The sequence below is a fragment of the Candidatus Thermoplasmatota archaeon genome (assembly GCA_029907305.1).
In the GTDB taxonomy this organism is placed as follows: domain Archaea; phylum Thermoplasmatota; class E2; order DHVEG-1; family DHVEG-1; genus JARYMC01.
In genome coordinates, this window is the sequence record JARYMC010000004.1 from 22,822 (window position 1) to 36,193 (window position 13,372).

Annotated in this window: 11 protein-coding genes and 1 tRNA gene; 9 read left to right on the top strand and 3 right to left on the bottom strand. The window is 37.9% G+C overall.

The window, feature by feature from the left end; translation table 11 throughout:
• The first annotated feature begins 25 nt into the window (after window positions 1-25).
• From QHH19_00620 to QHH19_00635, 4 genes are read left to right on the top strand one after another with little or no spacing between them, the layout of a single operon-like run.
• Window positions 26-1,306, top strand: a complete 1,281-nt coding sequence (locus tag QHH19_00620) for a DUF401 family protein (protein ID MDH7516845.1) — start codon at window positions 26-28, stop codon at window positions 1,304-1,306.
• Window positions 1,307-1,347: 41 nt separating this feature from the next.
• On the top strand, window positions 1,348-2,940 hold the full coding sequence (locus QHH19_00625) for an AAA family ATPase (protein MDH7516846.1): 1,593 nt from the start codon (window positions 1,348-1,350) through the stop codon (window positions 2,938-2,940).
• A complete protein-coding gene (gene dph2 / locus QHH19_00630) occupies window positions 2,940-3,965 on the top strand; it encodes a diphthamide biosynthesis enzyme Dph2 (GenBank protein ID MDH7516847.1) in 1,026 nt (341 codons plus the stop codon). Before QHH19_00625 ends, dph2 begins: the two co-directional genes overlap by 1 nt.
• A 56-nt stretch (window positions 3,966-4,021) precedes the next feature.
• Window positions 4,022-5,323 carry a glutamine synthetase family protein gene (locus QHH19_00635; GenBank protein MDH7516848.1) on the top strand — a complete coding sequence of 434 codons (1,302 nt, stop codon included), beginning with the start codon at window positions 4,022-4,024 and terminating at the stop codon, window positions 5,321-5,323.
• Between the two features lie 21 nt (window positions 5,324-5,344).
• On the opposite strand, the gene QHH19_00640 is transcribed toward QHH19_00635, so the two are convergent.
• Window positions 5,345-5,419 (bottom strand) — tRNA-Ile (locus QHH19_00640).
• 91 nt (window positions 5,420-5,510) lie between these two features.
• Here QHH19_00640 and QHH19_00645 point away from each other — a divergent pair.
• The 4 genes from QHH19_00645 (at window position 5,511) to dnaK (ending at window position 11,233) form a co-directional block, all read left to right on the top strand.
• Window positions 5,511-7,031, top strand: a complete 1,521-nt coding sequence (locus QHH19_00645) for a phenylalanine--tRNA ligase subunit alpha (GenBank protein MDH7516849.1) — start codon at window positions 5,511-5,513, stop codon at window positions 7,029-7,031.
• A 106-nt stretch (window positions 7,032-7,137) separates the two neighbouring features.
• The gene (gene thsB, locus QHH19_00650) at window positions 7,138-8,796 is read left to right on the top strand and encodes a thermosome subunit beta (GenBank protein MDH7516850.1); all 1,659 of its coding nucleotides are present in this window, start codon (window positions 7,138-7,140) and stop codon (window positions 8,794-8,796) included.
• A 42-nt stretch (window positions 8,797-8,838) separates the two neighbouring features.
• Window positions 8,839-9,366 (top strand): nucleotide exchange factor GrpE, encoded by a 528-nt coding sequence (locus QHH19_00655; GenBank protein ID MDH7516851.1) that lies wholly within the window; start codon window positions 8,839-8,841, stop codon window positions 9,364-9,366.
• Window position 9,367: 1 nt separating this feature from the next.
• Complete coding sequence (gene dnaK / locus QHH19_00660; protein MDH7516852.1) at window positions 9,368-11,233, top strand: molecular chaperone DnaK; 1,866 nt, start codon at window positions 9,368-9,370, stop codon at window positions 11,231-11,233.
• A gap of 45 nt (window positions 11,234-11,278) precedes the next feature.
• Here dnaK and dnaJ read toward each other — a convergent pair whose 3' ends face one another.
• Both dnaJ and QHH19_00670 read right to left on the bottom strand, forming a co-directional pair.
• Window positions 11,279-12,394: a molecular chaperone DnaJ gene (gene dnaJ / locus QHH19_00665; protein MDH7516853.1), complete on the bottom strand. Its 1,116-nt coding sequence runs from the start codon at window positions 12,392-12,394 to the stop codon at window positions 11,279-11,281.
• Window positions 12,395-12,490: 96 nt separating this feature from the next.
• On the bottom strand, window positions 12,491-12,913 hold the full coding sequence (locus QHH19_00670; protein ID MDH7516854.1) for a universal stress protein: 423 nt from the start codon (window positions 12,911-12,913) through the stop codon (window positions 12,491-12,493).
• 239 nt (window positions 12,914-13,152) lie between these two features.
• Here QHH19_00670 and QHH19_00675 point away from each other — a divergent pair, with 239 nt between their 5' ends.
• Window positions 13,153-13,332, top strand: coding sequence for a hypothetical protein (locus QHH19_00675; protein MDH7516855.1), 180 nt, complete (start codon window positions 13,153-13,155; stop codon window positions 13,330-13,332).
• The last annotated feature ends 40 nt before the right edge of the window (window positions 13,333-13,372 follow it).

Here is a 13,372-nt window from a genome sequence, read left to right on the forward strand (position 1 = left end):
ACAAGGTTTTCTGGATGCAAATAATATGCTGCTAAGTGAACTCGCTATAATGCTAGGTGTAATCATCGCTTTTATAGTCATAATTTTTCTTATAAGGAAACAGTTTAACTTTGGTGCATCACTAATAATAGGATCCTTGATATTAGGTGTTTTTTCTCTGCAAACAATACAACCAGTTGATATACCAAAAGCGATGGTTGAGGCGACAATTTATTCATTTGAAAAACAGCAACTGGTGACAGAAACCATTGAGCTTGCGTTGCTGATGACGTTGATATATGTTTTAGCGAAATCAATGCAGGAAACAGGTAGCATAAAAAAACTTATTTCTAGTCTTAGAACAATTTTTTCAAAAGGTGGCATACTAGGTGTGACACCAGCAGTCTATGGTCTTATGCCAGTCCCAGGTGGCGCGTTGTTTTCTGCGCCTATGCTAGATGAAGAAGGAGATAAATATAAACTGGATAAAAACCAAAAAAATATGCTCAACATGTGGTTCAGACACATATGGTTCCCAGTGTATCCTATCTCTTCTGCAATGATACTTATCTGTAGCACAAAATTCTCTGACATAAACATATATTCTCTAATGCTAATCAATATGCCAGCTTTTATAGCATCAATACTCATTGGACTGTTTTTACTGAAAAAATTCATAGGAAAAACAGATAAACAAAATGGGGAAAAAAGAGAATACAATGGCTTGATATATCTGATACCACCGGTTACCCCATTGTTTTTCTATGGGGTTCTGAGAATAGTTGATTTCCCTGAAACAACATCTTTTCTAATAGGCATAATAGTTAGTATAGTAGTTTTGTATTTCCTCACAAAAATCAAAGTAAAAGAATATCTCCAGATACTCAAAAAGTCGCTCACATGGAAACTAGCATTGGCTATCTTTGGTATTATGATATTCAGACAGATGTTCGAAGTATCAAAAGCAAACGAGATAATAGCAGGTATCATAGGTGGTTTTTCAGCTCCAGCGTTGGCAATGATAATCCTAATACCCCTGCTGCTGGGTTTCATAACTGGTTATAACCTTGGTGCAATCGCCTTATCATATTTCCTTGTTCAACCGTTTTTCCAAGCAACAGGGCTCAGTATACTTGGTTTAACAAGTATAATATTCATAAGCTCACTCGTAGGATACTTGATATCACCGATTCATCTATGCAATGTTCTAAGCAGTGATTACCTAAAAACTGACCCAACAAGGATATACAAATTTTTTGTTCCATCAGCATTATCTTTAATTGTAATACAGGTTTTATTCGTGTTTTTAATAGGATTGTTTCAATAGAATGACAAAGCTTTTATAAAAACATGATTTCATTGTTCTATATGGAACAATCAAAGATAGTCGAACACCTCAAAAACCCTAAGTTTTATGGACACAATGTTAAATCAGTTGAAATCCTACAAACACATATATCATACGTTGCTCTAACAGGAAGTTTTGCATACAAAATCAAAAAACCTGTTAACTTTGGATTCCTTGATTTCTCAACACTAGAAAAAAGAAAGTTTTTCTGTGAAGAAGAAAAAAGATTAAACAAAAGACTATGCCCAGACATCTATCTGGATGTTTTACCAATCACACAAATGAACAACAAAATAGAGTTAAATGGAAAAGGAGAAATCGTTGAATACACACTAAAAATGAAAGAATTCCCACAGGAACAAATAATGACAAATCTGCTGAAACAAGGTAAAATCAACGAAGAAACCATAGATCGTATATGCACAATACTTGTTGATTTCTACAACTCACAAGAAAATACAGAAGAAATTACAAAATACGGTGAACTAAAAACAGTTAAACAAAACATAGATGAAAACTTTGAGCAAACAAAACCATTTATAGACATAACAATACCAAAAAACACATATTGGTACATAAAAGAGGCAAACAAAAAGTTTTTTGAAAAGAAAAAAGAGCTTTTTGGCCACAGGATGAAAGAAGGATGTATAAAAGATTGCCATGGTGATCTACACTCAGGAAACATAGTTGTATCAAATGATAAAATCCACATATTTGATTGCATAGAGTTCAACAAAAGATTCAGGTTTTGCGACGTGGCATCTGACATAGCTTTTCTAGCAATGGACTTAGACTACCTAAACCACCCGTATCTATCAAGTTATCTAATACAGAGATATGTAGAAAAAAGCAACGACAATGGTATATTTGATGTATTGAATTTTTACAAATCCTATCGAGCATATGTACGTGGGAAAGTAAACAGTTTCCAGCTAAACGACCAGGATATAGACAGCAAAAAAAAGAATACCATTATTGAAACAGCAAAGAAATATTTTGAGTTATCACAATATTATGCATCGCTTTTCTCACTGGATTTACATAAAACAAAACCGTTGTTGTTCCTAGTATGTGGGCTCACTGGAACTGGTAAATCAACGGTAGCACAAAAAATAGCTGTGGACTATCATGCTCATCAAATAAACACGGATGTTGTGAGAAAAGAACTAGCTGGTATAGATAAATTTGAGAGACACCACGACAAACTAAACACTGGTTTATATGACCCGAAAAAAGTTGGTTACACTTACGAGAAGGTTATGGAAAAAGCATCAGATTTTTTGAAAAAAGGGGAAAACGTTGTTTTGGATGCTACATTCCAAAAAAAGAAATACAGGGAAATGGCACATCAAATAGCAGCAAAAAACCATTCTAAGTTAATGATTATCCACTGTGTATGCACGGATGACGTCGTGAGAAAACGTTTAGAACAAAGGTTGAAAAAAAGATCTGTTTCTGATGGGAGATGGGAAATATACGTTGAACAAAAAAAGACTTTTGAGCCATTTACATCAGATGAAAAACATTTTGAGATCGATACATCAAATGAATCATACAATTACAGGATGAACTTTTTCAAAACACTGGTATCAAACATAGGCGAGGTAATGTAATGAAAATTTCTGGTTACAATATCGATTTTGAAACAGCTGTGAAAACGGTTAAAAAAAATGGTTATAAAACATTGGCGATCCAGCTTCCTGAAGGCTTGAAGATGGATGCCCTAAAAATGGTTGACTACCTAGAAAAGGAAACAGATGCAAACATGGTTGTTTCTGCGAGTTCATGTTTTGGTGCATGTGATGTTGCAGACGATGAACTAAAAAACCTTGGTGTAGAATGCATAATACACATAGGACACACACCCATACCAAACATGGATAATTTTTCTATCCCAATAATTTTTATAAACGCACTTTCAACCCATGATGTTACAAAGGTTGTTGAAAAAGCTATACCGTTTTTGAAGGGTAAAAAAATAGGTGTTGTAACAACAGCGCAACACCTACATATGATAGAAAAAACAAGTGATATACTAAAAAAACATAACCTAGAACCAATAGTATCAGATGGTGACAAAAGAATACATAGAAAAGGACAAATCCTCGGGTGTAATTTTACAGCTGGTACAAAAATCGCAGACAAAGTAGACTCTTTTCTATTCATAGGAAGCGGCAACTTCCATCCTCTTGGTCTTCTTTTTGCAACTAAAAAAACAGTTGTCACAGCTGACCCATACACAAACACAGTAAAAACACAAGAACTAGAAGATTTAAAAGATACTATCCTGAAACAGAGATATGGTGCTATGGCTCGTTCAAAAAGCGCAAAAACATTTGGTATATTAGTTGGAACAAAAAAAGGTCAACAGAGAATCAAACTAGCATATGAAATAAAAGAGTTCTTAGATTCAAAACAAAAAAAATCATACATAATCGCGTTGAACAGTTTCTCGCCAATAGTTTTGCAGAGTTTTAGAGACATAGATTGTTTTGTTTCAACAGCATGCCCCAGGATCGCTATAGATGATTATATGCAGTATAAAACACCGATTATAACACCTGTTGAGCTTAAAATTTTGTTTGGTAAAAAGAAATGGGAAGACTACCAGTTTGATCAAATATTATCAGACAACTGATTTTTATCGTGTTTTTACCAAAAATCTTATAAGACATAGTTATTCCTACCCTCTGTATGAACCTACAACAGATAAAAAAACAGGTTGAAACAAAAAAGGTACGCTGGATACAACTACATTTCACCGACCTTATGGGTGGGCTAAGGGTCGTACATATACCAGCAGATAGATTCCTAAAAGATGATATAATAAAAAAAGGTCTTAGATTCGACGGCTCCTCAGTGGGTTTCAGGAAAGTAGAAAAATCAGATATGCTAGCTATACCTGATCAGGACACTTTTATGTTACTACCACATGAAGAAGGTGAAGCACTTATCCGCGCTGATCTATATGATATAGAACTGAACCCCTACCGCGCTGGTCCTAGGCATATTCTTAAAAGAGCGTTGGAAACAGCAAAAACACAGGGTTATGATAAAGTTATGATATCACCTGAAATGGAGTTCTATGCTTTTAACGACCACCCAGATAAATACACACAAATTAAGGAGAACGAAGGCTATTTTATACCACCGCCTCTTGACAATGCAAAAAATTACCGTAAAAAACTCGCAGATATCTTGATGGCATGTGGTTACCAGGTTAAATACCATCATCATGAAACAGGTAAATCACAACATGAAGTGGAAGTAAAAGCCATGGATGCAATAAGAGCAGCAGATTTCTGTTGCTACTTCAAATATCTAGCAAGAGACATAGCATCTATGTTCAACATAGAAATCACATTCATGCCAAAACCATTCTCACAAGAAGCAGGAAACGGTATGCATGCACACATAGCTCTTTACAAAAAAGGGAAAAACATGTTTGCTGATGAAAACGACCCAATGGGTCTCAGCCAAACAGCACGATACTTCATAGGTGGGATACTAGAGCACTCACGTGCCATAGCTGCTTTGGCAAACCCTACATTGAACTCTTATAAACGTTTAATACCACATTTTGAAGCACCAATCTACATAGCTTGGGCGCCACATAACAGGAGTAGTCTAATAAGGATAGCAGCAAAAAAGAATGTTGACATAGAAATAAGAAACGCTGACCCAGCAGCTAACCCATACCTGTTTTTTGCGGCGCTTATACACGCTGGTTTAGATGGAGTAAAGAAAAAAATATCATACGAACCAGTACTAGGAAATATCTACAAAATGACAGATGAGGAAATCAAGAAACACAAAATCAAGAGATTACCCACAAACCTCATGGAAGCACTAGAGGAATTCAAAAAAGATACAGTACTAATGGAAGCAATCGGACGAGATGGTGCAGAACTTTTCATACAAAACAAGACAAACGAATGGCACGAATACATGGTAGAAATAACAGACTTAGATTACAAATTCTATTTCCACTGCTAAAAATTCTATAAGAAAAATTAGTGGGCCTGGAGAGATTTGAACTCTCGACCTACCGGTTATCAGCCGGTTGCTCCATCCAGTCTAAGCTACGGGCCCTGATGAAAGGACGTATAACACTTTTCATATAAAAAGATGATTTATGTTTAATCGATATGTTAATAGATAACTAAATTATTTCTGGTTTCCAATGGATCTAGATAAGATTATTCAGGAGCTTTCACAAAACGAAAAAAAAGTACTACTTACATTAAAAAAATTTAAAGGCAAAGCTCAACCTGAAGAAATTTTTAAAAACGGTGATTTCAACCAAGAAGCAGAGGTGATGAATGCTTCATCATGGCTACAATCAAAGAAATTGGTAACAGTAGAACAGCATATTAAAACAGTTTATTCACTTGGAAAAGAAGGAAAACATTTCCTAGAAAAAGGCCTGCCTGAGAAACGTGCACTAAAATTTATATCTGATAGAAATGGTAGAGCCTCACTAAAAGACCTATCAGCGGTTCTTGATGAACAAGAGAAATCTGTTGCGGTAGGCTGGCTTAAAAGAAATGATTGGGCTATTATAAAAAAAGAGAAAGATGATACGGTTTTGGAGATAACTGAAAAAGGGAAAAAAGCACTTAAAACAGAAACCGAAGAAGAAAAAATACTAGAGTTACTTGACAAAAACCCAAACATCGAGGTTGATAAAAACAAGATCAAATCATTGTTGTCAAGAAAAAACATAATCCGGGAAAAAGAGGTTGTTACTAGTACTGTAATGTTGACTAATTATGGTAAAAAGATTTTAGAAAAGGGTGTTAGCATAGAAGATGAAATCTCTCAGATAACATCCTCGGTGATTAAGAGCGGTGAATGGAGAAACAAAACAATAAGACCATATGATATTCATGCTTTTGCGCCAGCAGTATATGGTGGTAAGGCTCATCCGCTTGTTGATTTGATATCAAAGATAAGGCAGATATTTATTCAGATGGGTTTTGAGGAGATAGAGGGGGATTATGTTGAGTCTTGTTTCTGGAACATGGACATGCTGTTTATACCTCAGGATCATCCTGCTCGTGAGATGCAGGACACATTATATTGTAAGAACCCTTCTAGATTGAAGATAAAAGAAAAAGAGTTGGTTGAGAAGATCGCGAAGGTACATGAGGATGGTGGTGGTACTTCTTCCACTGGTTGGGGTTATAAGTTTTCTACTGCTGAGAGTGAAAGGGTTTTACTGAGAACTCATACAACTGTTAACACAATCAGGTATTTGTATAATCATCCTGAGCCACCTTGTAAGGTTTTTTCCATTGGTAAGGTTTTCAGGAAGGAGAGTATTGATACAACTCATCTACCTGAGTTTTATCAGATTGAGGGTATTGTTCATGAGGAGAACACGAATTTTAGGCAACTGATTGGTGTTTTGAAGGAGTTTTATAACAGGATGGGTTTTGAGAAGATTCGTTTCCGCCCAGGTTATTTCCCTTATACTGAGCCTAGTATGGAGGTTGATGTTTTCTGGAATGGTAAGTGGATGGAGCTTGGTGGTAGCGGCATATTTAGACCAGAGGTTACTGAGCCTATTGGTGTTAAGAACCCTGTTTTAGCGTGGGGTCTCGGTTTAGAGAGGCTTGCTATGATGAAATTCGGTTTGGATGATATCAGGAAGTTGTATGTTAGTGATTTGGATTGGCTTAGAAAGAAATCGTTGATATGATTTTTTTTTATGCCGCATCAGAGACAGCCATAGTAAGTTTTATATAGAAGTGTTTGTATACCGTTTTTGCTTTTAAAGAAAAATTATAAGGAGGCAAAAGAAAATTATGATGGGTGGTCAACAACCTATAATAATATTAAAAGAAGGAACAAAAAGAGAGAAAGGTAAAGGCGCGCAACTAAACAACATAATGGCAGCAAGAGCAATATCAGACGCAGTGAAGTCAACACTAGGTCCAAAAGGTATGGACAAGATGCTCGTTGACTCAATGGGGGATGTAGTAATCACAAACGATGGTGCTACAATCCTAAAAGAGATCGATGTTGAGCATCCTGCTGCAAAGATGATTGTTGAGGTTGCAAAAGCACAAGATGAAGAATGCGGCGATGGAACAACAACAGCCGTAATTTTAACCGGTGAGCTATTAAAATCAGCTGGTGAACTATTGGACCAAAACATCCATCCAACAGTTATAACCAGAGGATATCAGATGGCAACCGAGAAAGCTGTTGAGATATTAAACAAAATAGCGATACCGATAAAACCAGGTGACAAAAACACGCTTAAAGACATTGCAATAACTTCTATGGCAAGCAAGGGCGCAAGCTCTGCAAAAGAGATGCTGGCTGATGTTGTCGTTGAATCAGTATCAAACATTGTAGAAAAGATAGATGGAAAAACCGTTGTTGATCTTGACAATATTCAAGTCCAGAAGAAACAGGGTGGAACAATACAGGATACAGGGATAATAAAGGGTATTATCCTAGACAAAGAACGTGTACATGAAGGAATGCCTAGGCTTGTAAAGAACGCGAAAATCGCCCTTGTTGATGCAGCCCTTGAGGTGAAGAAAACAGAGGTTGATGCAAAAATAGAGATACGAGACCCATCGCAGCTACAAGCATTCTTAGATGAAGAAGAATCCATGCTTAAAAAGATGGTAGATAAAGTAAAAAACAGTGGTGCAAACGTCCTTATATGCCAGAAAGGCATAGACGACCTAGCACAACACTTCCTAGCGAAAGAAGGAATCTACGCTGTTAGACGAGCGAAAAAGAGTGACATGGAAAAACTGGCTAAAGCAACAGGTGCAAGAATCGTAGCAAGCCTAGATGACCTAAGCTCAAAAGACCTTGGACATGCAGGGACCGTTGAGGAAAAGAAATTTGGTGACGACAAAATGACTTTTATAACAGACTGTAAAAACCCGAAAGCAGTCTCAATACTGATACGTGGTGGAACAGAGCATGTTGTTGATGAGCTAGAGCGAGCGCTACACGACGCATTATCAGTTGTAAAAGCTGCTTTAGAAGACGGTAAAATGACAGTTGGTGGTGGTGCAGCTGCAACAGCAATCGCGATGGGTTTAAGAGACTATGCACCAACAATAGGTGGCCGCGAACAGATGGCGATTGAGGCATTCGCAGACGCAATAGAGGTAGTACCAAAGACACTATCAGAAAACGCAGGGCTAGACCCAATTGATATGATGCTGGAAATAAGACGAGAACACAAAAAAGGAAACAAACATGCTGGTGTGGACGTACTCAACGGAAAAGTCGGAAACATGCTTAAAAACAAGGTTATAGAGCCACTGAAAGTCAGCCTACATGAGATCCAAGCTGCATCAGAGGCAGCCACGATGATCCTGAGGATAGACGATATAATAGCCGCAAAAGGCGGTGGTGGTATGCCACCAGGTGGACCTGGTGGTGGCGGTGCGCCAGGTGGAATGCCACCCGGCGGCGGTATGGACGAGTACTAAATCTATCATACCTCTCCTTTATTTTTTTATTTTCATACAACTATGCCTGAGAAGAAAAACGGTGGAAAAAAAAGGGAAATGCAGGAGTCTCTGCAGAGTAAAATAAAAAAACTTGAAGAAAAAATTAAACAACTTGAACAGGAATTAAAAGAAAAAAATGATAAACTCCTACGTTCCTATGCAGATTTACAAAACTATCAAAAAAGAATGGAAAAAGAAATATCAATAAAAGAAGAAGAAACTAGAAAAAAATATCTCTTAGAAATCATTGATTTACATGAGCTACTAAAAAAAGCATATGAGGATAACGACCCAAAACATGGCTTGAAATTAATCCTAAACAACCTCGATAGCTTCTGTGAACATGAACAGGTGAAATCCTTAGATAGTGTAGGAAAAATATTTGACCATAACATTCACCATGCTATTTCCACAGTTGAAAAAGACGACTGCGTTGATGGTGAAATAATCGAGGAGATAAAGAAAGGCTACTATTGTGGGGATAAGCTGTTGAGACCCTCACAAGTTGTTGTAGCAAAAAAGAAGAGCACGAAAAAGGAGGTAGAGTAATATGGGGAAGATTGTAGGAATAGATCTTGGAACAACGAACTCAGAAGTTGCGTATATTGAAGCAGGAAAACCTGTGATCATTAAAAGCGCAGAAGGTCAACCGTATTTCCCATCAGTTGTTGCTTTCACTAAAGATGGTGAAATGCTGGTTGGTGAAGCAGCGAAACGTCAGGCGGTGACAAACCCTGAGGGAACTGTTTTGCGTGTTAAAAGGAAGATGGGTAGCGGAGAAAAAATCACGATCAGGGGTAAAAAGTATTCACCGGAGCAGATATCTGCTTTTATCTTGCAGAAGATAAAGAAGGATGCTGAGGATTTCCTTGGGGAGAAGATCAATGATGCGGTGATTACCGTCCCAGCGTATTTTAATGATGATCAACGTCAAGCGACCAAGGATGCTGGGAAGATAGCTGGTTTCAACGTGAGGCGTATCATTAACGAACCTACTGCTGCTGCGCTCGCCTACGGGCTTGACAAACAGGGGGATCATAAGATTGTTGTGTATGATTTCGGTGGTGGAACCCTTGATGTAACAATAATGGAGGTAGGCGAAGGAGTCTTTGAGGTCTTATCTACAAGTGGTGACACACAGCTCGGTGGCTCTGACATGGACCTAGCTCTGGTGGATTACATAGCTGAGGAGTTTAAGAAAAAACATAAGATAGATCTGAGAAAAGACCCTGCGACTTTACAGCGGGTGTTAGAGGCTGCAGAAAAAGCAAAAATGGAGCTTTCTTCAACGATGCAAACAGAAATAAACCTACCATATATCACCGTGGTGGATGGTGAACCGAAGCATCTTGAGATGAAGCTTACACGGGCTAAGTTCGAGGAGATCATTACACCGATTGTTGATAGATCAGAGAAACCATGCAGACAGGCTTTGCAGGATGCGAAATTGAAACCAGAGGACATCGACCATGTTGTTTTAGTGGGTGGGACAACACGCATACCATTGGTGATGAAAAAGGTTGAGGAGATCTTTGGTAAAAAACCAAAACGAGAGGTTGATCCGATGGAGTGTGTCGCGATTGGTGCAGCGATACAAGCAGGTGTACTCTCAGGTGACATAGACAAAGACATAGTTCTCTTGGATGTGACACCACTGACACTTAGTGTGGAAACACTAGGTGGTGTAGCAACACCCCTAATAGAAAGAAACACTACTGTGCCAACACGGAAAAGTAAGATATTCTCAACCGCAGCTGATAACCAAACCAGCGTAGAAATACATGTTTTACAGGGGGAGAGACCGATGGCAGCTGACAACAAAAGCCTCGGTAGGTTCCATCTAGATGGCATACTCCCAGCACCAAGAGGTGTACCACAAATTGAGGTCACATTCGACATAGATGCTGACGGTATTTTAAAAGTCTCAGCAAAGGACCTTGGAACAGGCAGAGAACAATCAATACGTATTACTGGTTCAACCAAGCTTTCAGACAGTGAAATAGAGCGTATGAAAAAAGAGGCGAAGGAACACGAAGAGGAAGACAGGAAAAGAAAAGAACGAGTAGAGATAAGAAACAACGCAGACAGCCTCGTACATAGCACAGAGAAAACACTGCAGGAGTTAAAAGACAAATTCTCAAAAGAAGACAAAGAAAACATAGAGAACGCACTCAAGGAGCTAAGAGAGGCTTTAACCGGTGATGACACAAACAAGATCAAAGAAAAATCAGATGCTTTGACAAAGGCTCTGCAGAAAGCATCAGCAACCATATACCAGCAGGCGGCACAACAATACCAGCAACAACAAAGCAGCGGAAAACAAGATGAGTCATGGTCAGGTAAACCAGAGGATGACGATAAAACTATAGATGCTGACTACAAAGTAAAAGATGACAAAAAAGGTAAACACAAGTAAAAACAAAAAAAAACTTTTAATCAAAAAAAATTTTTTTCTCTATTTTTATTGTTTTTTGAGTTCTCTGTCTAACTCCTCTAATAACTCTCTTGCTTTTCTGCTTAATCTCGTTGGTGTAACAACACGTATCTCAATGTACAGATCACCGTAGCCTCTACCATGTAAACTAGGCATACCACGCCCCCTGATTTTAAACACATCCCCGTTTTGTGTACCCTCAGGTATTCTTATCCTCTCTATTTCTTTGTTAATAGTCTCAACATCTATCTTTGTCCCAAGTGCCGCCTCAGTAAAATATATCTCCTTAGTCATATAGAGATCCATGCCTCGCCTAGTAAATATCGGATGTTTTTTTATGTGAACAAAAACATAGAGGTCACCATTTTTACCACCTTCAGGACCAGCTTCCCCTTCTCCAGCTAGTCTTAACTGTGAGCCTTCATCAACCCCTCTTGGGATCCTAAGCTCTATACCCCTTGTTCTTTGGACAATGCCTCGTCCGTTACAATTGTAGCACTTCTCTTCGATAAAAGTTCCTTTGCCACCGCATCTATTACAAGTAGTTATCTGAGTGAAGATACCAAATGCTGTACGCTGCGACCTGTTAATTTGCCCTGTACCATTACACTGAGGACATCTTTTCGGCGAAGTCCCAGGTTTAGCACCACTACCATAACACACATCACACCTCTCAGTCCTAGGCACCTCGATCTCAGTTTCAACCCCATTATATGCATCTTCTAGGCTTATTTCAATATCATACCTTAGGTCAGCGCCTCTTCTAAAACGAGGTGCCCTCCTATCAAAACCCATCCTATGACCAAAGAAACGCTCAAAGATATCCTCAAAATCACTAAACCCAAAATCAAAATCCATGCCCCTAAAGATATCACTGAAATCTGTTCCCCTAAATATATCCTCATATGTGTATTGCTGGTCAATACCTGCATGCCCATACTGATCATACAGCCTTCTTTTTTCATCATCATAAAGCACAGCGTACGCCTCAGATATCTCCTTGAATTTTTCCTCAGCAGCTTTTTTATCAGGGTTTTTATCAGGATGGTACTTCAAAGCAAGCCTTCTATAAGCTTTTTTAATCTCCTCCTTAGTCGCATTTCTATCAACACCAAGAATCTCGTAGTAATCTCTCTTCTGCATAATGTTACAAGATGGGTAAATTAGAAGTACTATATTTTTTTTACCAAGAAAAAACAATCCAGTTTCTATGATTCAGATTAACAAATTTTTTTGTAACTATTTTGATTTCACCACTAAAACAGAACAAGGGGCTTTACGAACAACTTCCTCAGAAACACTGCCAGAGATGATACGATCTATACCTTTTTTTATTGTATTCGGCATGATTATGAGATCATCTTCTTTAGCAAACTTCACAATCTCCTCAGCAGGTTTACCAGATATGATCTCTGTCTCGACTTTAACACCAACCTCATCACCAATTTTCTTAAAGCTATCTAGCAGAGCCTCAGCCTCTTTCTTTAATCTTTCCTCGATAACAACAGAGGAAACAAACTGATGTGTATCATTAACTGATATAACCTTTATTGAAACACCAAGTAGTTTAGCCAACAACGCCCCCCTCTTAACAGCTATTTTTGAAACCTCAGAGCTGTCAACAGGTATAATTATACGTTTTATGTCATCTATTTTTCCCACTTTAATCACTCATGTAAATTCATATAAATATTTGATGTATAATTAAATATTTCTTAAAAATGCAGAGTTTAAAAGGTTAAGGCTTCATCCCGAAATAAATAATTAAAGAAAAAAACATTCATTTTTTTCCTATTAGATGGGATGTGCCAAGAAAAGGATAAAACCCAAAAGTTGCTAACCATGTAAACCGCAACTTCGACACAGAATTTACCAAAGCAGTTATAAAAGCAGTAAAACAAATGCCATCACCATGGAAAACCAAAAACAAAGGGAAGAAAAAAGGACATGATCCAAAGGCAGTAGCAGTAGGATGCATCCTCAAAACAGGGTTGAACAAAACCTATGATGGCATTGAAGCACATATGAAAGACAGCCGAAACCATCAAACAAACACTACAAAAAAAAATCCTTGGTCATAGTGTAATACAAAGAGGAATGAAAAAAACTCTCCAATCACCT